This is a genomic window from Methanolobus psychrotolerans (assembly GCF_002243045.1).
GTDB lineage: Archaea > Halobacteriota > Methanosarcinia > Methanosarcinales > Methanosarcinaceae > Methanolobus > Methanolobus psychrotolerans.
Map to the genome: position 1 here is coordinate 1 of NZ_MBKP01000034.1, position 22,074 is coordinate 22,074.

Annotated in this window: 17 protein-coding genes and 1 CRISPR repeat array; of the genes, 13 read left to right on the top strand and 4 right to left on the bottom strand. The window is 36.9% G+C overall.

Annotated features, from left to right (window positions below; translation table 11 throughout):
* The 3 genes from BB781_RS10975 to eif1A all read left to right on the top strand — a co-directional run.
* Positions 1-550, top strand: a 550-nt coding sequence (locus BB781_RS10975; RefSeq protein ID WP_340637522.1) for a transposase, incomplete at its 5' end; no start/stop codon positions are given.
* A gap of 839 nt (positions 551-1,389) precedes the next feature.
* Complete coding sequence (locus BB781_RS10985; RefSeq protein WP_094228540.1) at positions 1,390-2,682, top strand: DEAD/DEAH box helicase; 1,293 nt, start codon at positions 1,390-1,392, stop codon at positions 2,680-2,682.
* Positions 2,683-2,965: 283 nt separating this feature from the next.
* Entirely contained in the window at positions 2,966-3,304 is a 339-nt protein-coding gene (eif1A, locus tag BB781_RS10990) for a translation initiation factor eIF-1A (RefSeq protein ID WP_094228541.1), read from the top strand.
* Positions 3,305-3,537: 233 nt separating this feature from the next.
* Here the strand turns inward: eif1A and BB781_RS10995 are convergent, their stop codons facing one another.
* The gene (locus tag BB781_RS10995) at positions 3,538-3,744 is read right to left on the bottom strand and encodes a TRAM domain-containing protein (protein WP_094228542.1); all 207 of its coding nucleotides are present in this window, start codon (positions 3,742-3,744) and stop codon (positions 3,538-3,540) included.
* Positions 3,745-4,022: 278 nt separating this feature from the next.
* Here BB781_RS10995 and BB781_RS11000 point away from each other — a divergent pair, with 278 nt between their 5' ends.
* Positions 4,023-5,342 carry a hemolysin family protein gene (locus BB781_RS11000; RefSeq protein WP_242492630.1) on the top strand — a complete coding sequence of 440 codons (1,320 nt, stop codon included), beginning with the start codon at positions 4,023-4,025 and terminating at the stop codon, positions 5,340-5,342.
* 395 nt (positions 5,343-5,737) lie between these two features.
* On the opposite strand, the gene BB781_RS11005 is transcribed toward BB781_RS11000, so the two are convergent.
* Together BB781_RS11005 and BB781_RS11010 are read right to left on the bottom strand one after the other, a co-directional pair.
* Positions 5,738-8,782, bottom strand: coding sequence for a PAS domain-containing sensor histidine kinase (locus BB781_RS11005; protein WP_094228543.1), 3,045 nt, complete (start codon positions 8,780-8,782; stop codon positions 5,738-5,740).
* Between the two features lie 143 nt (positions 8,783-8,925).
* A complete protein-coding gene (locus tag BB781_RS11010; protein ID WP_094228544.1) occupies positions 8,926-9,507 on the bottom strand; it encodes an MASE1 domain-containing protein in 582 nt (193 codons plus the stop codon).
* 161 nt (positions 9,508-9,668) lie between these two features.
* On the opposite strand from BB781_RS11010, the gene BB781_RS11015 reads away from it, so the two are divergent.
* Complete coding sequence (locus BB781_RS11015; RefSeq protein WP_094228545.1) at positions 9,669-11,120, top strand: PAS domain-containing sensor histidine kinase; 1,452 nt, start codon at positions 9,669-9,671, stop codon at positions 11,118-11,120.
* A gap of 8 nt (positions 11,121-11,128) precedes the next feature.
* Here the strand turns inward: BB781_RS11015 and csa3 are convergent, their stop codons facing one another.
* Positions 11,129-11,728: a CRISPR-associated CARF protein Csa3 gene (gene csa3 / locus BB781_RS11020; protein WP_094228546.1), complete on the bottom strand. Its 600-nt coding sequence runs from the start codon at positions 11,726-11,728 to the stop codon at positions 11,129-11,131.
* A 214-nt stretch (positions 11,729-11,942) separates the two neighbouring features.
* Here csa3 and BB781_RS11025 point away from each other — a divergent pair, with 214 nt between their 5' ends.
* From BB781_RS11025 to cas4, 8 genes are read left to right on the top strand one after another with little or no spacing between them, the layout of a single operon-like run.
* The gene (locus tag BB781_RS11025) at positions 11,943-14,114 is read left to right on the top strand and encodes a TIGR02556 family CRISPR-associated protein (RefSeq protein ID WP_164997853.1); all 2,172 of its coding nucleotides are present in this window, start codon (positions 11,943-11,945) and stop codon (positions 14,112-14,114) included.
* The gene (gene cas7b, locus BB781_RS11030) at positions 14,107-15,150 is read left to right on the top strand and encodes a type I-B CRISPR-associated protein Cas7/Csh2 (RefSeq protein WP_094228548.1); all 1,044 of its coding nucleotides are present in this window, start codon (positions 14,107-14,109) and stop codon (positions 15,148-15,150) included. Before BB781_RS11025 ends, cas7b begins: the two co-directional genes overlap by 8 nt.
* A gap of 20 nt (positions 15,151-15,170) precedes the next feature.
* Positions 15,171-15,962 carry a CRISPR-associated protein Cas5 gene (gene cas5 / locus BB781_RS11035; protein WP_094228549.1) on the top strand — a complete coding sequence of 264 codons (792 nt, stop codon included), beginning with the start codon at positions 15,171-15,173 and terminating at the stop codon, positions 15,960-15,962.
* A gap of 10 nt (positions 15,963-15,972) precedes the next feature.
* The gene (locus BB781_RS11040; protein ID WP_094228550.1) at positions 15,973-18,426 is read left to right on the top strand and encodes a CRISPR-associated helicase/endonuclease Cas3; all 2,454 of its coding nucleotides are present in this window, start codon (positions 15,973-15,975) and stop codon (positions 18,424-18,426) included.
* Entirely contained in the window at positions 18,420-19,091 is a 672-nt protein-coding gene (locus tag BB781_RS11045; protein WP_242492631.1) for a CRISPR-associated endonuclease Cas6, read from the top strand. The genes BB781_RS11040 and BB781_RS11045 overlap by 7 nt, the downstream gene beginning before the upstream one ends.
* Positions 19,079-20,047, top strand: coding sequence for a CRISPR-associated endonuclease Cas1 (cas1, locus tag BB781_RS11050; RefSeq protein ID WP_094228551.1), 969 nt, complete (start codon positions 19,079-19,081; stop codon positions 20,045-20,047). The genes BB781_RS11045 and cas1 overlap by 13 nt, the downstream gene beginning before the upstream one ends.
* A gap of 17 nt (positions 20,048-20,064) precedes the next feature.
* Complete coding sequence (cas2, locus tag BB781_RS11055; protein WP_094228552.1) at positions 20,065-20,355, top strand: CRISPR-associated endonuclease Cas2; 291 nt, start codon at positions 20,065-20,067, stop codon at positions 20,353-20,355.
* Positions 20,356-20,363: 8 nt separating this feature from the next.
* Complete coding sequence (cas4, locus tag BB781_RS11060; protein WP_242492632.1) at positions 20,364-20,966, top strand: CRISPR-associated protein Cas4; 603 nt, start codon at positions 20,364-20,366, stop codon at positions 20,964-20,966.
* A 112-nt stretch (positions 20,967-21,078) separates the two neighbouring features.
* Positions 21,079-22,066: direct repeats of the CRISPR family, unit length 37 nt; unit sequence ATTCAAAAGCAAGATCCACTAAAACAAGGATTGAAAC.
* The last annotated feature ends 8 nt before the right edge of the window (positions 22,067-22,074 follow it).

Below are 22,074 nucleotides of genomic sequence, written 5' to 3' on the forward strand. Positions count from 1 at the left end.
TGTACTTTCAGGTACAGGATATACTGATACCTGTATTGTTGATAGGTTGTTTGGATTGCCGGTTTACTGGGATGCTGTGGATGCGAGTAAAAATGACAATACTATATTCCAGGAAACGATAGATAAGTGTACACAATCAACAGCTCAAAAACCTGTCATGCTGATAGCAGATGCCGGACCTGATAGTCATAGGTCAAATTCAACTGTGCTCGATAAACAGATTATTCCTGCCATAGCTGCAAGGTCCAATAGTGTTGGAACTGTCCTTAAAACCGACAGAGGTAACCATTTCAGAGCTGATTATATTCCCCGGACATATCATCAGATACTTCAAAAGATATATGATCTGAGGACTTGCGTTGAAAGGAAAAATTCAAACGAGGTCGTTGGATACAATAGGTCAAAAACACTAACCAGAGGCAATGGGTGGGCTAAGTTGTTTGTTTCAATAAGCAATATAACTGCATTACTTACGGCACTGGCAGCATTTAAGGTTGAAAGACTTGACCTGATACGTGCTCCAAGCGCTTTTAGAAAGTTGAGGATATGAGGGCATAAAAGGAAATTTTAGCGAAAAGAAGCAGTTGTAAGAGTTAATGGGCCATTTAAAGGGTTAATGGGATTAATGGTTAAACCTCAAATAAGTAAATAAGCAAATAAATATGTTAATATATAAATATATAACTAAATAAATATATAACTAAATAAATATATAACTAAATAAATATATAACCAAATAAGTATATAACTAAATAAATAGATGAATTTAAAGACATTTAAATCAAATATCAAAAAGCTGTGTTACCGGCTTATTTTCCCTTGAACAGATAGGAACGGTTGCAGCAGTCCGGCATCAAAAAATTGTGCTGTCTACAGTAATTAACAATCTTTAAGATATAGGTCAAAAAACACTTGATAAGGGTAATGACGGGGAAGCTTCAAGGGTGATAGATTCTCTTGGTTCTGCTGCTGTTTCATATATCGCAGAAAGGGCAGATTCATGTTCGTGAAAGAAACTATTTCCTGTATTGGCAAGCTTAGGATAAAAAGATATAAAACTGATCAGGCATCATCTGTCTTCATCATTTGCTTCTATTAATGCTTTAAAGGTTTCTATGGAACTCATAGAAATTCCTGAATACCAGCGACAGTCCTGGAAAGCGGGGAAATATCAAGGTCAATTCATCAGGATTTACATTCTTTTGATTTGTTTCACCGACAGACTTAATTCCATTGCCGCTGTTACTACACCACTGCTCTTTTTTGTTTTGCGTTACAAAACAATTTGGAACAATATCCTTTAACAGGGCCAAATTGAAAACAGATCCGGATGATGTGACTTCATCTTATGTTTTGCATTGGTGGCCACATAATCACAGGAACTATACTATGGAATCATCAACGTTTAAAGACCTTCATCTATCTAAAAATATCGAAAAAGCAATTGAGGAGTTAGGTTTTGAGGAACCTACGCCCATACAGACCCAGGCGATCCCTTACATCATTGAAGGCAGGGATGTCATTGGCCAGGCGCAGACCGGTACAGGCAAGACTGCTGCATTTGGAATACCCGCTTTGGAAATGATAGATGTTAACAGCAAAAATATCCAGGTGCTTGTTCTCTGTCCTACAAGGGAACTGGCAAATCAGGTCGCAGATGAGCTAGGCAAACTTGCAAAGTACACGAGCACAAAAATACTGCCAGTGTATGGTGGCCAGAGTATCGAGATGCAGATAAAGGCCCTCAGAAGAGGGGTTCACATCGTAATTGGAACTCCCGGAAGGATAATGGACCACCTCGAACGCAAGACACTTGATATTAGCAATGTGGGCATGGTCGTCCTTGATGAAGCAGATGAAATGCTTGATATGGGATTCAGGGAAGACATTGAAACTATCCTTAACCGTATTTCAGGGGAGAGGCAGACAATCCTCTTTTCAGCTACAATGCCAGCACCAATAATGAAGCTGACCAAGAACTATCAGCAAAATCCAATGTTGGTCAAGACAATCCATAAAGTTGTCACTGTTCCGAACATGGAACAATCCTATTTTGAAGTAAAACATCACATGAAACCTGATGTCCTTTGCAGACTGATCGATATTTATGATGTGCAATCATCCCTTGTATTTTGTAATACAAAGAGAATGGTCGATGACCTTGTCAATACCCTTAAAACCAGGGGTTATCTTGCTGACGGTCTTCATGGTGATATGAAGCAGACCCAGAGGGAGAAGGTCATGGCAAGTTTCAGGAACGGGGAAATAGAAACCCTCGTTGCAACCGATGTGGCAGCCCGTGGTATAGATGTTGAGAATATTGAAGTTGTATTTAACTACGATATGCCGCAGGATGAAGAATCCTACGTCCACAGGATAGGAAGGACCGGTCGTGCAGGAAGGCAGGGAATTGCATTTACTTTTGTTACTCCAAAAGAGATATACAAGATCAAAAGCATCCAGAAATACACCAAGACCAAGATCCTTTGTAAAAAGGTCCCCTCCAGAAGCGATGCTGAAGATTTCAAGGCCACCATGCTTGCAAAGAAAGTAAAGGAAAACATTGACGAAGGGCACCTTGGAAAATATATGCACTGGGTGGAGAAAATGCTGGATGAGGATTATACTTCTATGGATATCGCTGCAGGTCTTCTGAAAATAATGCTTTCTGAAAACAAGTAAATTTAATTTAGGGGGAAATCTTTACCGGATTAATATCCGGTATTTTCCTGAACCTACGATTCATATTATATAGTTTGAGCCTATTCTATATAGTAAAATCAGTTGTCCATACAGATGCTGTGAAAATCTCATCTTTTTTTCAGTAATGGGCCATGGTCGAATTTAGGTTTCTTTAAAATGGATGTTTTTAATGTTGTCAAAACACATAGACAGCATTTTTCATAAATATCCTGTTTTTGAATGAAACAGGAATAAAATAGTTTACACACACTGAGGTATTAATCTGGCTAATTATAGAAGCAATAAAAGAAAAAGTAATGCAAGCGGCGGGAATCCTGAGGGGCAGGAAGTTGTCAGGGTTAGGACTCCGCGCAAAGAGAATAACGAGGTTCTGGCAACAGTTTCCAGTCTGCTTGGGGCAAACAGGGTAAGGTTGCAATGCATGGATGGAATTGTCCGCATGGGAAGGATACCAGGTTCAAAGAAGAAAAAAATGTGGGTTCGTGAAGGTGACATTGTTATTGCTACTCCCTGGGAAATACAGGATTCAAAAGCAGATGTTATATGGAAATACACCCGCCCGCAGATCAATTGGCTGGAGCGTAAAGGCTTCCTTAGCTAAGATGAAATGAATTATCTCATTCATCTTTTCAAATAATCTTTTTGAATATATTAAAATACGTTTCATGTTTCATATATCTGTTTTAAAATGAATTATAAAAAAAGCAAGAAACAGAATATATATGAAATGAATTATTAGATTAGAAACGATAGCTTAAGATGCGCAATGAGACGCTCAATGAAAAAATGTTATTGAAGTATCATTAAATGATACTTCTGTTAGAATGAGTATGATTATTCAGCGACTTCGCCAAATGCGAACTTTCTCATTACTTTTGTAACTTTTACAGTTACTTCATCGCCTACGGAAGTTCCAGGTACAAAGATCACAAAACCGCTTACTCTTGCAATTCCGTCTCCTTCTCTTGCGAGGTCCTCGATTGTAACTTCGTATGTCTTTCCGGCATCTACTGGTGCTGTTGATTCATTGCTGTTAAACATTTTTAATTCACGTCCTTTATTTAGCTTAAAATTCCTGAATAAGCTGAAAACATAATGCAAAATAGAAATCTACAGTTTAAGTAAATGCCATCTTATGCCAATACGTTTAGCAAACAGTCTGATTTTAAAGCAATTCTTAATAGGTTTGTTCGTATATATAGGTTGTGCAAGTGACTGTATTCTTTTGTGAGGATATCGGATTAGCGTTTAATCTCTCACTTCTAATTAGACAGCATCAGATTCTACAGACCGAAACATGTTTAAATTATTGTAGGCCTATGGCAAATGTAAAAATGTCTTACACTTTTGAAGTTATCATTGTCATTATTTTGATATTACTTAATGGCATCTTTGCTATGTCGGAGTTTGCCCTTGTTTCATCTAAGAAAACCCGTCTTAAGCAACTGGCAGAAGATGGGGATACAGGGGCTGCAGCTGCACTAGTAATCAGTAAAGAAGTGACCTCTTTCCTCTCGACGATCCAGATAGGGATCACCCTGGTGGGCATTCTTGCCGGTGCATTCGGTGGAGCTACGGTGGCAAAAGGCCTTGCAGCCTATTTCCGCGGATTCCCTTCTCTGGTCCCATACAGCAATGCTCTCAGCATTATTCTTGTGGTAGTTGCAATCACTTACCTGACCTTGATCTTTGGAGAACTTGTCCCTAAAAGACTTGCACTCAATGACGCAGAATCCATTGCTTCTAAAGTTGCAAAGCCTATGCTACTCCTTTCTGCAATAGCGAGGCCATTGGTTATCATTCTCAGTGTTTCGACCGAAGCTGTGCTCCGGGTTATGAGGATTAAAAAGACCAATGAACCGCCAGTAACAGAAGAGGAGATCAAGATCATGCTTGAAGAAGGAACCGAGGCCGGAGTATTTGAGATGGCAGAGTTGAGTATGATAGAAGGTGTGCTTGAAATTGGCGATCTTCGTGTTGAATCCCTGATGACCCATCACACTGATATAATCGCTCTTGACTTAAACGATAGCATCGATGAGAATCTACAGAAAATGATCCACAGTGGTCGATCCTACTTTCCTGCATACGAAAAGGATCTGGATAATATTGTCGGTATAGTATCTGTAAAGCATGTCCTGGCAAAGATTGTGGAATCTGGCACCGTCGATATAAGGACAAATATCATAAAACCGCTCTTTGTACCTGAAGTTCTCCCTATCCTGAAGCTCCTTGAATTGTTCAAGGAACTCGGATTGCATATTGCTTTGATAACTGATGAATATGGCAGTATCCAAGGGCTCATTACTTTGCATGACATCCTTGAAGCGATCGTAGGTGATGTTCGGTCCCTTGGCGAGCCTTTAGAGATGCCGGTGGTTTTGAGAGATGATGGTTCCTGGCTTATTGATGGAGATACGCCTATTGAGAAGTTAAAGGATACATTGTCTTTGGATTCCTTTCCGCAGGAGGAACTGGGATATTACAGGACTATTGCCGGATTTATCATGTTCACCTTACAGGGCATACCAAAAACAGGAGACCATATAGAATTCAAAGGACTACGCTATGAAGTGGTAGACATGGACGGCAATAAAATAGACAAAGTGCTGGTCATGAAGATCCCACAGTCCACATAAATAGAACCAGTGAGAAAGAACCAGTGAGAAATACTGATATTTACTTATATACACATACCTGCCTTTATCTATCAAATTACTGATTCAAAGATATGGTCTGTGTGAGATCGCTTACAGAATACTTACTGGCAGTACCTGGAAAAAACAAGAACATGATGTCATCCAGGATCATTATGGAATATTGGCATGAAGGGATCTGTAGAAACTTTCTACTCTTTAATAAACCACAGGTAAAAACTGATGCATGCAGATATGGTATCTGGGTTGCTTATCATACAAATATTCAACAGGCACTTAGCTCCATAGAAGTGAGCATCCGTGTTTATCCGCGTTCATTTTCGGTTCATTATTTGTTCAGGACATGTTTTTTACAGAGTCGCACGAAGCATTAGTAATCAACCATTCTCAGGTTTAACTGCGATCATAAATGTGAAAGTACTTCCTTTTCCGGTATCGCTTTGAACAAGAACATTCCCGCCATGCATTTCCACATACTTCTTTACAATTGCAAGACCAAGGCCAGTTCCTCCAAATTTGCGGGTCAGGAAACTGTCTACCTGTTTAAAAGGTTTGAATATCTCCAATTGATCTGTTTTTGAGATGCCAATGCCATTATCTGAGACGGAAACCTGAAGTTTACCATTACTACAAATTACCCTAACACAAATTTCTCCACTTTCAGGTGTGAATTTCACTGCGTTGGAAAGAAGATTATACATAATATCCCTCATCTTCTTCTTGTCGGCAAAAATCTTCACATTGCCTGCCTGAATATCAGTCCTGATGCCAATGTGTTTCTTCCTTGCGGCAGGTTGCATTGATGTCACCGTTTCATCTATCAGATCATTGATCAGAAAATCATCGCAGCAGAGTTGCATTTCCCCGGCTTCAACTTTTGACAGATCAAGGATATCATTGATAAGTTCTATCAAATGTTTGCTACTTTTTAGAACATTGGATAAATACTGGCTCTGCTTTTCGTTCAATTCACCAGGTATTCTATCATTTAACAACTGGGAAAAACCATAGATCGAATTGAGGGGCGTGCGCAGTTCATGACTCATATTAGCAAGGAAATCTGATTTTGCCATGTTAGCAGCCTCAGCCTCCAGTTTGGCATGACGTAATTCATCTTCATCCTGTTTCCTCCTGGTAATATCCCTGCATACGCAGAAAGCCAGTTTCTGCTCACCAAACATGGCTCCGTTCGAACTTACTTCAACATCAAGGAAAGTTCCATCCTTACGACGGTGACGTGTTTCAAAATGATCGCCTGAGTCGTCAACATTCCTTATCATTTCAAGCAGATCTTCGTGTGTCTGGGGTGTGTCCCAATCCCATACATGCAACTGCAGGACTTCTTCAAGAGAATAACCCAGCATATCCGCATATTTCTGGTTTGCCTCAAAAACTTTACCATTCTGGTCAATAACAACTATCCCATCACTGGACTGTTCTACAAATATACGCCGCCGGATCGCTTCCTCTTCTATTTTAAGCTCATTTTGTTTGCGCTCTGTTATGTCCTGCAGTATTCCGGTTACCTTTACGACCTTGCCATTTTCTATTGTAGGACGTCCACTTGTCCGGACCCATTTATGATTTCCTTTCGCCGTGATGAATTCCAGTTCAAGGTCATATGATTCTCCTTTATCTACGACATTCTGAAAAGCTTTTACAATGCTCTCTCTTGAACCCGACGGGTAGAAAGTCAATCCGAGTTCATTGTTTGCAGGAGTGTTAATGTCTAACTCATGGATTTTTAGAACTTCGGGTGTCCATGTGCATTGTCCAGAAACTACATTAAACTCCCACCCGCCAATCATAGCAATTCTGCCGACTTCATTCAGAAGAGCCTTGTTTTCAAGCAGTTTATTTTCTGCTTGCTTTAGTTCAGTTATATCCTGGATCGTCCCAATTATGATGTTGTGTTCAGCAAAGTATTCTGCAACGGAATGTATATCACGGATAGCTCCGTCTTTTTGCCTCCGGATTCTGAAATGAACATCATATGGTGCTTTTCCTGTTATCAGGTCATGAAGTGCTTTATCTAGTACAGGACGATATTCTGGCAGCGGTATTTCCTGTATTTTTTTGATTGTAAACTGTTTAATTTCCGTCCCATATATCCGGAGTGCTTCTTCTGAAGCATCAACATTACCGGAATTCAAGTCAAAGTGCCAGCTTCCAAAACGTCCGACATTTTGCGCTGTCCTGAGCTGCAATTCTTTCTTTCTCAGTTCCTCTTCATCGTGTTTACGTTGGGTGATATCTCTGCCAACTCCCAGTACACCGATCAAATGCCCGTTAGGGTCATACATGGGACTTTTGATAGTTTCAAGGTATTCTTTATGTCCGTCATCTGCATAGATGATCTCTTCTTCATTTACAGTTGGTCTGTCAGCTTTCATCGCTTCTTTATCATTTTTCGTGAAAAAATCTGCAAGGTCTTTTTCTACAAAATCATAATCTGTTTTTCCTACAATTTCTGCTTCTTTTGCACCAAAAAATCGTTCAAACTTAGGATTGCAGTTAAGATATATCCCATTAACATCTTTTAACCAGATCAGATCCGGGATAGTATCAACTAATGTGCGTAATTGTCCTTTACTTGTCAAGAGTGATTTTTCTGCAAACCTGCGGTCCGTTATGTCTTCACCAATACTAGTAATACTACAAATGTGTCCTGTTATGTCCTTTATGGCAGTATTGTTCCATGCGATCAATCTCCGTTTTCCATTTTTTGTGACAATTTCATTTTTGTAATATGAAGGCACATCGGATTTCTCGATCGTCTTTGCAAAAACAGTCTTGATCTTAGGGATTATTTCAGATGGCAGGAACGTGTCGAACCAGTTCTTATAAAGTACTTCTTCTCTTTTCCACCCGGTCAGCCCAAGCAGGAAATCGTTACAGAAAACGATATTCCCTTCTGGATCAAGTGTAACCCCTGCAAGTTGAATGTTGTTGAGCAATGAATGGATGTATTTTTCATGTTCAGTCAGGTCAGGTCCTGTTCTTTTCCTTTCTGTGATATCAATATGCTGCAAAAGAACACCGGTTGGATGGTTTTGGGAAAGCGGCTGTACTTTCATTAAGAACCAGTGTTTTTCACCCGGGGTTTGAGATGGATACTCAAGAGAAAATGTTTTTTCAGTGCCATTAATTATATCTCTGATCCATTTTGCCACCGTAACACATTTGTCTGAAAATCCATTGGTAGTTTCTCCGCTTAAGTTAAGTTTCTCATATCCGTGCTCATATTTGAAAGGGTTTGGACCATATTTATGCGCACATTCTTTCCAGCGTTTATTTGCATAAGATACAGTCCCATCTGGTGCTATTATAACAATTCCATCTTCCCGGAGGTCCATTGAATCTGTTTCAAGATTTAATAAAGAAGGTTCATTCTGTTTTGGAGACTTATTTGATGCTGTCATATTTATACTGTATTTTTTATAATACTGACTATTTGTATCTGTTCAGAAATCGAATGCACAAAGTGAATTGGTTTTGGATACCCGGCTCAATGTTACTATATACTACTTATATGCACCAGTACTATTTATTAATGGCTGAATAATCATACCCAGTAGCCGTGCACATAAGATTTTGTCTGTTGAACGTACGGAGTGACGTACCTGAGTAAAAATGGTACAATTAACAGTGTTGTGATAAAATTTCCCAGGAACCATCCTTCAAATGTCATGACAAATTCAGTCCATTGGATAACACCATTGGATGCCAGCATCAGTGAACCCCACATGGCACCTACAAGGTTGTTTAGTATGCAGGCAAAAACTAAAAAAACTGCTACATCCTTTTTTGTCCGCACTCTTATGTTCACTTTGAAATATGCAAAAGCAGCCAGTGGTATAAGTACCTGCCATAAGTCAGCAAGGGACCATATCACATTCAATGAAAATGGCATATCTGCAAGTATCCCGGCACCTATCATGCATCCCAGATAAGCAGAGAAGGCGCCCCATATTCCATGCCACATGGCAAATACAATCATGAATGCCACTGCAAAATACATGTTGGAAACACCGGGGGCAGGGGATATAGGAGAATTGATAACTGCAAACCTTGACAAAAGTGAATTGATCAGGACCAGAAATAAAAAAATATTCAAATTGGTAGAAAATGACTCAATATCGCGCATGTTATTTTCTCTTACATTTCGTAAATATTAGCATGTGGTTTTTTGAATAGCTACATTGAATGTAAATCTATATATAATATTCTTATTATTTAACCTCTTTATAATTCATATAGTTATGGCAACATATCCGATATGGTATTTCTGTCGGATATTACTTTTTCATGTCTTTTGTATTCCGCAAAGGAGGAAACAATATAAAAATTGATCAGGAGGATATGGACCCACTTCGGATAAAAGAGTGGTTCAAAAGACCTTATTCAGTGACAGTTACTACTGTTTTGATATTTATCCTGATACTTTACCGTGGATGGCTGTATATCGGTAACTGGATTGAAAACGTTCTTGTAAATGGTCTTGTTCCGGGGGATGTGACCTTCATCAAGGCTCTCACGTTTATCCTTATCCTTCTCACTGCAAACATAATACACATGGTCCTTAGCAGGCAGGTAGCACTTTTAAGAACTGTGGAAGACCAGGAGCAAAAACTAATCTTATCTGAAATGAAATTCCAGAGCTTCATTGATAATGTGCATGATGTTGCAGTCCAGGGTTTTGGTCCTGATTGTACGGTACATTACTGGAATTGCGCAAGTGAAAAAATGTACGGATATTCTAAAAGTGAAGCCACAGGGAAGAAAATGACCGAGCTTATAGTCCCTGCGGAAGGTAAGAGTGAACTTGACAATATCATTGTTTCCGCACAGAACGAAAAGAACTATACTAATGCATTTGAAACTACTTTCCTGACTAAAGACAAAAGGAAAATTCCTGTATTCTCAAGTTATTCTGCTGTTCCGGTAGCTGAGGATCAACTGGAGATATTCTCCATGGAGATAGACCTCACCGAAAGAAAAACAATGGAAAAAGTCCTCAAAGAGGCAAAAGAACTCGCGGAAGCTTCAAATAATGCCAAGAGCAGGTTCTTGGCAAGCATGAGCCATGAGATCCGGACACCTCTTAATTCTATAATCGGTTTCTCTGATATTCTTGCAGATGAAGGCTTAGAACCTTTAAGTGAAAAACAAAAGAGGTATGCGCAAAATATATCCACAAGCGGTCATCACTTGCTTGGTATTATTAATAACATACTGGATATATCAAAAGCAGAAGCCGGAAAGATGGAGCTTCAATATGAAAGTATTTCTGTTTCTTCAATCGTTCATGATGTTGCGGAAAGTCTTAAGCCATCAACTGATGTCAGGAATATATCTATTAATGTCGATACAGAGCCTGAAGATTGTACCATTGAAGCGGATTCCGGCAAACTGAAACAGATACTTTATAACTTGATAGGTAATTCGGTTAAGTTTTCCTCCGACAGTGGTAACATCGTCATCAGATGCAGGATAGTTGAAGATTATGTACATTTTGAAGTAGAGGATGATGGTATAGGAATAAAGGAGCAGGACCTCGATAGATTATTCCGGCCATTCTCCCAGATAGATACGTCATCTGCAGGCAGGTACAAGGGTACGGGACTTGGCCTTTCCCTGGTCAAAGAACTTGTCGGGCTTCACGGAGGCGAGGTCTGGGTCAGGAGCGAGTACGGAAAATACAGTGTTTTTGGTTTCAGTATTCCTGTTCGCCGGCAGAATGATGAGGAAACAGCATAATCTAAATTTCAGATGACTGCCAGCTTTCCGGAGTCGGTTATGGAAAACCCATCCTCATCTGAAATATACCCCATGTCTTTCAGTTCTCGTATGTGGTTATAGGCCATCCCCCTGGATATCCCCACCTTGACAGCAATCGCACTGACAGCCTTCTCGCCCTGTTTTATGTGTTCAAGGATGGCCTTTTTGGTAGGCGATATATTGAATCCCAATATTGGGAATTCTATCATGACGTTATCCTCTTCTGTCACGTAGACAACCCTCTTCACCATGTCACTTCTGGCATAAGCCCCGAACAGTGCCCCGAAAGCCTGCGGTTTCCTGCCGCCGGACACATTAATAACGACCTGGTTCCCCCAATCATGTTCTTTCTCGATAGCTCCGGCTACGTCCTGGGCAACAGTTACAGGGTCATACAACGACGTGATAAGCTTGCGAATCTCGATGACCTTGCCAAAAGTGCTCTCAAGCAACTGCTCCGCCTGGACTTTTTTGTCCACCGCTCCGTCTTCTGTGAGAATTATCACTCTGGATGGCGAGAGGCGTGTTATACAGAACAGTACCGGGTCAAGAGTGTACAGTGTGGTGATGAGTGTCAGATCAGGCATTGGTTGATGGTATGTAGTAGGGGGTATATATTTGTGATTGAGGGTATATAGATACATAGTATTTTGGTAGTAGTACTGTTTTGGTGTAGTATGATAAAGTATATATTAGAGGCGTACAAATGTACTTATACGGTATAATTTCAACCTGGCAAAAGTAGGAACATTTATCTTTAATTTATGCACAATGTGTACTAGAAAGGATTGGTGAAATATTTTGATTGAAGCCATCAAAGAAATTGGCGAATATGCAGTTGACGGATGTTTGGCACCGAAAGTATTTCTTGAAAATATTTGTCTGAAATTGCCAGAAACGAAACCAAATAAGAAAAATAAAGATAAGCCATTCAAGCAACACGTCGTCATTCTGAATTTTGATACTGTTAATAAAAAAATATATATAGATTTTGAGCAAGTAAATGCTGTTGGAAAAGATTCTGGGAAAGAATATTTATGGGTAGGCAATTTTAAAGGCAATAAACCCCAAGTCAATATAACAAGCGATGGCATCAATAATATCCTCACAAAATCATTACCTTTAATTAAAGAGAAAGCGAATGGAGAATTAGAAAATTGCATTCAACAAATTATACATGAATTTTTCAGTACAAAAGAGTATTCTAACAAAAAAACAGAAATAATTTACTATATCAAGCCTGATAAATTCGATTTTTCTGATGATACCCGAAAGGTTCTCAAAGAAATGGAAAATGAGCTTACATCTGCAAAAATAAAAAGTGAAGTCGAAAAAAGTCTTATAAAACTCACAGGACAAATTGAAAAGAATATACTCTCCTTCATTGGTTTAGATGTCAATGAAGTTTCACTTTATACAGTCAAGATTGATAATAGTCTTGTTTGCAAAATGGATGAATATACTAATTTGATTTTTGATTCAAAGATTGAAGCACTTTTTATCGATAAAGGCAGATATAAGGATAATTTTCAAGAAGGCATCTGCTCTCTTTGTGGTAAAGAAAAAATATTTACTACGAGTAATACTACAAACCTGCAGTTCAAGTTTTATATAAATGACAAACTTGGATTTTCGTCAAACTTGGACGGTTGCTTCAAGAAAAACTTCAATATCTGCAAGGAATGTTATCAATATCTAATGATTGCAGAGAATTATATTGATAGTAGACTTAGTACCCAGATAGGTTTGGATGCTTATATTATTCCGCATTTTGTTTATAAGCCAGATAATTGGTTTATTGATGATTTTTCAGAATATGTTGTTGCTACCACAAATTCTATCACTAACATAAAATCTCTCAACCGTTTCAATGAAAATTTAAATACCTTTGCGGAGTTTGATATGAACAGTTATTTAATAAACTATTTGTTCTATCATCCCTCTGAAAAAAATGATTTTAAAATTCGGAAATTAATAAAAGATGTACCCCCAAGTAGATTGAATTTTATAAGACGAAAAGAAGAAGAAATTATCAATTTAGTCGATTGTAGTTATAATAGAACTAAGGATTTTAAAATAGATTTGATGGGAATTTATGGCTGTATTCCTATCAAAAAGAAAGAGTCATCTGGATTTATAAGGTACCTTGATGTAGTAGATGCAATCTTTTCTGAAAGCCAAATAGATTATAGTTTTTTGATTAATCAGTTCACGAATGTTATTAAAATAATAAAGTTTGAAAGAGATGATTATAACATTAAAATTGACAGCATTTTTGAATATAAAATTCTTCAATTGAACTTTTTACTTTTGTTTTTCAAGAAATTGCATGTATTAAATGGTGAAAACATGAATGTAGATAACAATATGATTAGTGTGAAAGTGGAGGAATTATATCCAAAAGAAATACTGAATTATTGGAATGACATCGAAATATACAATGATGAATGTAAGAAAGCTTCTTTTTTGCTTGGTTTTCTCATAGGGGAAATTGCCAATGTGCAAAGTGGTACAGGAAGCAAAAAGAAGCCGATTTTGAACAAGATTAATTTTCAAGGAATGGGAATTGAGAAATTAATTAGGTTATCGGATGATGTATTTGAAAAGTTGAGACAGTATGGTCGATTACAGTATACTGAAAATATATATTCAGCTCTCAAGATGTTAATGGATATGAATATTTCTCAATGGAAACTATCCAATCAAGAGAACGTATTTTATGTTCTTTCTGGCTATGCGTTTTCTAATTATGCTAGTTGGCAGAGATATCTAATAAAAACCGAAGAAAATATAAAACTAGTAGAGAACAAGATCAAAATAGCAAAGGAAAACGGCAACAACGTTACAGAACAAGAACTGGTCCTGAAAACAGCTATAGATTTATTTTATGGAACCGATAAAAATTATAAAAAAGTAAACGAAATTCTAGAGATTATTAATATTAGTGCTAAGGAGAGTGAATTACATGGTTGATAAAGTTCGCGAAAAGGTTGATGATGTAAAAAGTATTGCTCATAATAGTGATGTCTTATTTATTTATGATGCACGAATGTGCAATCCAAATGGTGATCCCGATGATGAAAATAAACCAAGAATGGATTATAGCAGGAGTAGAAATATTGTTTCTGATGTGAGGTTGAAGAGGTACATTAGAGACTACTTAGGTGATTACAAAAATAGTACTATCTTTGTTTCAAAAAACGAGGGGGTTACTGTAAATGCTAAAGAAAGTTTGAATAATATATTAGATAAAAAAAACCAGGATAAGATTGATAGTAGTGAAGTCAAACTTTTTTTAGATAAAGCAATTGATGTACGTATGTTTGGTGCAATAGTTCCAGATGTTACCTTTAAAGAAAGTAAGGCAAACGTCATTTTTACAGGCCCTATTCAGTTTAACTGGGGATATTCCCTAAACAAAGTCACTGGTCCTATGGAATCAAACGGGATTACATCTCATTTTCACAGTGGTAAAACTAATGAGGATGGTGAATCAACGAAAAGTGCTGGTGCAATGGGCAAAGATTATCGTGTAGATTATTCTTTAATTGCATTCCATGGAATAATAAGTGCAAAACGGGCAGAGTACACGAATCTAAATGAGAAAGACATTGGATTATTTGATGATGCAATGATACATGCGATACCTTTAGAAGCAACCACCAGAAGCAAAATAGGACAATATCCTCTGCTCTATATTCGAATTGAATATAATTCACCTGGCTTTTTGTTAGGTGATTTGAGAAAGTATGTGAAAATAGCAGATAAACAAGGCAAAGAAATGAATTTTGATGAAACTGCGAAGTTAAGGTCTCCTGATGAATATTGTTTGGATTTAACAAAATTATGTGAGATATTGGGAAGTTGTAAAAATAGAATATTCAATATCCATTTCTGGAAGCAGGATGATTTAAGTCTCAATGGTTGGAAGGAAAATAACGGGATTCTAGAAATAAAAGGTGCTAAAATACCAATAGCATGTTTAGATAAGCCGGATTTTACTAATTAAAAATCTAGGAATCATTTAAAATGCCAAATAATGAGTTGATTCTGGAGAATCTGTTAATTTTTGATTTCAAAGGACCAATGGCACACTTTAGGAAGTACTATACTAATTCCTCTTCTTTAAGTTATTTAATCCCTCCTAAAACAGTTGTTATTGGATTAATTGCAGGTCTTTTGGGACTGCCAAATGAAAGAAACGCTAAAAATAGTGACGATACATATTATGAAATATTAAACAGCGAAGTGTGTTCTGTTGCTGTTTCATTGAGATCAAAAGTAAATCGGATGATGCAGACAATTAATTATAATTTTACAAAAACGGAGGGGAAAAAAATATTATTCAACAAACCTACCCAAATCCCACTAGAAATTCTCATTCCGAGAGATTGTGATGAAATAGTATATAGAATCTATTTTCATCATCAGGATAAAAAGATATACGGCCTATTAAAAGAAAGGCTACAAATGAAAGAGTATGTCTATCCACCATATATGGGTTTAACTGAGTTTTTAGCATCAATTGATTATATTGCTGAAAGTAGAATTTCAAAAAGTTCAAGTCGGAAAGTGGAAATTAATACTGTTTGTAAACTTAATGAAGTACAACTTGAGTTTATCGATGATAACCTTCAATATATTACAGAGAATATGCCGACTGGTTTTTTGAGCGATAGAACTCCTAAAAAACCTGAGGAGTATGTACTTGAAGTCAAAGGAAATGTAATGCGTGTGAATCTTAAGGATGATGTCATCTGTTGGTCTGTTACCTATCCTGAGAAAGATTCCAATTTAACTGAAAACATATTGTTCATGTAAGTGTGATAAAATGGAGTTTTATTCTCATTTGGAACCTACAATAATACTTAAAGATCATTTGCAATATGTTGGACAAATGAGTGAAAAAATAATTGCATCAAAAAAACTTAACATTATCGATGCTAACATTATAATGGAAATTTCATACCTCATTGGTATTTCACATGATTTTGGAAAGTATACAACATATTTTCAAGATAAATTGCAAGGTAAAAACGAAAAGAGAAATCCTTTAACTTATCATGGATTAATCTCAGCTTTATTTGCTTTTGAACTTATAGAAGAATATATAAGAAAAAATAATTATGAAAATGAGAAACCATACATGTTTCTACCTTTGATGGCATATTTTGTGGTAAAGCATCATCATGGAGATTTAAACAACATTGAAACAGATATTGATAGCGAACAGTTGTTTAATGTTGGATTTAAGAGTCTGCACAAACAGTTAGAAAATATTTGGACTAATAAAGACAAGATTACAAAAGAATATGACTATTTACTTAGAACTTATGATCTTTCGACTGGGAATATATTTCTTAAACTTGAGAAATATAAAAAACCAATCATTTTCTCGGCTGACATCAAATCTTTAGTAAAAGAATTAAATAATTCCTTATATCTTTTGCTTAAAAGAGAAGAAAATAAAAATATAAACTATTATCTTATTATTCAGCTTCTTTACTCAGTTTTGATTGATTCAGATAAGAAACATGCAGGAGGAGTTAAAGAAATTGAACGTAGAGAACTGCCATCAAATATTGTGGATGAATACTTAAAATCGCATAGCTTCAAAGAAGATAATAAAAGTGGCATCAATCGAATAAGAGAGGAAATAAGGAAATCTGTCCTGAAAAATATATCTGATTCTTCAAGTACAAACCAAAAAATATTCACTTTAACTGCACCTACTGGGACAGGTAAAACTTTAACTTCTTTATCGGCTGGCTTAAAACTGAGAAAAATACTGAAAACCCATCTCAATCTAACATATGAGCCACGAATTATTTATTCATTGCCTTTTACAAGCATCATAGACCAAAACTATGCTGTTTTTGATAACGTTTTGAATCATATTAACGATTTTAGTAAAAATGAAAGTCAATATCTTTTAAAACATCACCATATGTCAGAAATATTTTATAAAATCGAAGGTGTAGAAGAAACTGACTTAAATCAAAGTCTAGCTTTGATTGAATCTTGGGAATCTGAAATTGTTGTTACAACTTTTATTCAATTGTTTTATACTCTGATAGGTTATAAAAATAGAAGTTTAAAAAAATTCCATAATATCGTGAATTCAATAATCATTTTAGATGAAGCACAGAATATTCCAATTGAGTATTGGGATTTAGTAAGAGAAATTTTAATTGGCATGACCGAATATTTTAATTGTCGAATACTTTTAATGACAGCTACAAAGCCATTAATTTTTAGAGAAGGAGAGTATAAAGAACTCGTTGACGATCACGAAGATTATTTCAAAACTGAAGATTTAAATCGTGTAAGTTTACAAATAAATAACAACAAACGCGAAATAAGTATTTTTTGCAATGAACTGAATGATTGGTCTAAAAACTCATATCTGTTTGTTTTTAATACAATTGGGTCTTCTCTTGACTTCTATAAATTGATAATTGATAAAAATCGTGAACTACGTCTGAATTTTAAAGTTTGTTATCTATCAACTAATGTAATTCCTGTACAGAGAAAAAAGCGAATAGAAGCTATAAACAAACAAATAAAATGTGGTCAAAAGATTATAGTTGTATCAACACAAATGATTGAAGCCGGAGTAGATATTGATTGTGATTGTGTTTATCGTGATATGGGTCCATTAGATTCTATAATACAGGTTGCGGGGAGATGTAATCGAAATAAAAGATTAGAAAAAGCAGAAGTACATTTGGTTAATTTAGTTGATATAAATGGTCGTTCATTTACTAATATCTATGATTCAGTTTTGTTATATATAGTCGATAATTTATTAAAAAACAAAAAAACAATCCATGAAATTGAATTCATCGGATTAATCAATAATTATTTTGAAGAAGCTAAAATGAAATCTGGAAGTCAAACAAAAATAATTAGATCAATCCATGAATTATATTTTGATGATAGAAATCCAGATATAAATAAACGAATACCTATTTCTGATTTTAAACTAATTAAGGATGATTATTACAAGATAGACATCTTTATTGAATTAGATGAAACTGCAACAGAAGTTAAAAAAAGATACTGTGAAATTCTAACAATAAAAGATCCCATTGAACGGAAAATGGAATTTTTGAAAATAAAGAAGCAGTTCTATGATTATGTGATTAGTGTACCTAAGAATTATGCACTTGGTTTTAAAGAGGGTGAGCTTGGTTATGTTAATGACTACGAACTTGAATCTTACTATGACAAAGAAACTGGATTTAAAAGAGAAAATGCTGGCTGTGGAACTATAATTTGTTAGACAAGATCATGATACTAAGTACTTTCACTCTAACCCTCACCTCCACCCGCCCCATCCAGGAATCCGGTGCCCAGCTCAGAGGCTTTTTTGCCACCAAGTTCAACGAATACAGCCTTCTGCACCAGCATAATGCAGATAAATTCATTTACCGGTATCCGATGGTCCAGTACAAAATGATAGACAGGACACCAACTGTTATCGGGATAAATGAAGGTGCAGAGGTGTTGAAGGAAATATACGACGAGTATGATAAAATCACTCTCAATGGCAATGAGTATGAGATCGTTGAACGAGGGATAACTTACAGAAAAGAGGATCTTGGAATTTCAGAGAAGCTGATCAAATATGACTTTGTAACACCTTGGTTTGCACTCAATCAGGAGAACTACAGGAAATATCTGGACTTTAGTAAAGAGCAGCAGGCAGAATTGCTCAACAGGAACCTTGTTGGCAATATTCTTTCTATGTCGAAGTCTTTGGATTACCAGGTGCCTGAAAAGATCAAGTGCCATACAGAATTGAGAGAGCGCAGTTCACGACTTAAAGGAAATGAGATCATCGCATTCCGTGGTTCTTTTGTCACAAACTTCCAGATCCCTGACTATCTCGGCCTGGGTAAATCCGTATCGCGCGGTTTTGGGACGGTGAAACGATGCAACTTGTAATCAATTCCCACGGCTCTTATCTTAAAAAGAACCATAACTGCTTTCTCATCAAAAACGAAGACAAAGTCTTTGAGGTATCCGCAGACAAGGTTGAAAGCATTCTCATCACCACATCCGCAACCATAACCACGGATGCCATCAAGTTTGCCGTGGAGAGCAATATTGACATAGTGTTCCTGGACCATTTCGGGGACCCTTACGGGAGAGTATGGCATTCAAAGCTTGGGAGCACGACACTGATCCGCAGGCGTCAGCTTGAGGTTGCTGACCAGAAAAAAGGTTTTGATATGGCAAGGGGCTGGATCGAGACCAAGATGAACAATCAGATCGATTTGCTCAAAGACCTTAAGAAGAACCGGCCTGAACAACGTGCCGAACTGGATGAGTATATTGCAAACATAGAAAGCATGAAGGCTCAACTTCTCGAACTAGATGGCACGCTGGACAAAAAGCGAGGTTCGATCATGGGTATAGAGGGTATGGCGTCAAGGCACTATTTCAATGCATTGAGCTTTGTCATGCCTGAGAAATGGAAATTTGAAGGCAGAAGCAGGAATCCCGCAGTCGATGGTTTCAACTGCCTGCTGAATTATGGCTATGGTGTACTATATTCCATGGTCGAGAAAGCTTGTATCATCTCCGGGCTTGATCCTTATGTGGGTTTTATGCACACTGATAACTATAACAAGAAATCTATGGTCTTTGACCTCATCGAGATGTATCGTGTCCATGTTGACAGGACGGTTGTCACCCTGTTCTCCAAACGCCAGATAAAGGAAGAGTATTTTGACAGTATTCCTAACGGGCTGAGCCTGAACAAAGAAGGAAAAGCCGTGCTCATCCAGTCACTGAATGAGACGCTGGATCAGAGCATGAATTATAATGGCAGGAATGTCAAGATAAGGAATATACTGGAGCACGACTGCCATAAGATTGCGAATAGCCTGATCAAATAAGTAAAAGAGGTGCACCTATGCTTGTGTGGGTAATATATGATATTGCAGAGAACCAAGTTCGAAAAAAGGTAAGTGACAGGTGCAAGGACTATGGTCTTTACAGGGTCCAGAAAAGTGTATTCCTCGGTGATCTTAATACTAACCAGAGGGATTCCCTTGCAATCCAATGTGAAGAATTGATCGATGTAGACATCGATTCGGTTTACATCTTCCCGATGGATGAGGAATCTTTCAGGAAGGTCAAACTGATAGGCCAGGCATTTGACAGGGACCTTGTAAGCGACGAAGTATTGACAACTTTCTTCTGAGGATGTCTATGGAAGAAGCAATAAGTGAAGTATCTACAATTATAACGATATCAGATGTACTGGAATACCAGTTCTGCCCAAGATTCATCTATTTCATGCGTTGTCTGGATATTCCGCAGCATGAAGAAAAGCGATTCAAGGTCATCAAAGGCAGGGAAGTGCATGAAGAGCGCCAGTCCACAAACAAGGATTATGTGCGGAAAAAGCTGCATTGTATTAGGAAAGAATCTGAAGTTTATCTTGTATCGAAAACCAATCACATCAAAGGCATAGTTGATGAAGTACTCTTTCTGGAAGATGGCACTGCAGCACCTTTGGAATACAAATTTGCCGAATACAAGGAAAAACTCTTTTCTACTTACAGGTACCAAATAGTTTTACAGGGACTCCTGATAAAAGAGAACTATGGAAAAGAGGTTAATAGGGGCTATATCTGCTACACTCGCAGCAACAGCCTGGTTAAAGAAATGGAAATAACTTCTTCTGACTTCAATAAGGCTATCGATGTCATCGATGCTATACTTGAGATTATCGAAAAGGGCAAGTATCCCAAAGCAACAAGGTCTGGAAATAAGTGTATCGACTGTTGTTACAGGAATATCTGTGTATAGCACTATTTTCTTATATTTTTAAACCCTATGATAATTATGTAGCAAGAATTAAAGTGCTGCAAAAGAAACCTTCATAGCCAATATTCAAGCAAAAGACGGGAAATTTTGCGCTATTCAAAAGCAAGATCCACTAAAACAAGGATTGAAACTGAAAATGAGCTTAATGTATATAGTTTTGGTGGTGTAGAATTCAAAAGCAAGATCCACTAAAACAAGGATTGAAACCTTCTTGCTACTGGGACATAAACAGTACAAATCAAAATTCAAAAGCAAGATCCACTAAAACAAGGATTGAAACTCTCGAATGTGACAACACCTTAATTTAACTTCACATTATTCAAAAGCAAGATCCACTAAAACAAGGATTGAAACAATTTGATGCTGATTATTCAAAACTTAATGAAGTTAATTCAAAAGCAAGATCCACTAAAACAAGGATTGAAACCGTTTTTGCTCGATTACTTTATCTTCGGACACTTTCTATTCAAAAGCAAGATCCACTAAAACAAGGATTGAAACTCCAAATAATCAATTATATCATCCTGTAACTGTTTAATTCAAAAGCAAGATCCACTAAAACAAGGATTGAAACAATAATATTTACATTTCAATATTTTATCCCCTTGTAATTCAAAAGCAAGATCCACTAAAACAAGGATTGAAACCGACTGATATATGCCAGTTCTGGCCGTCGTCAATATTCAAAAGCAAGATCCACTAAAACAAGGATTGAAACTAATGTTGTTTGTGATGCTTTCTTTTTTAGTTGCATATTCAAAAGCAAGATCCACTAAAACAAGGATTGAAACAGAAAGAATATTAAATATGGAGCAATGATTAAAATGTATTCAAAAGCAAGATCCACTAAAACAAGGATTGAAACTTCGAATCTACTGATAGCACAAAGGTGTTTTGTGCATTCAAAAGCAAGATCCACTAAAACAAGGATTGAAACTTATAAAGGGCATTGCAGGTGAGTTTTATCCATGCAATTCAAAAGCAAGATCCACTAAAACAAGGATTGAAACTCCCCATTACGTTCAGTTCATCGTCACTGATACATATTCAAAAGCAAGATCCACTAAAACAAGGATTGAAACTTGAACGT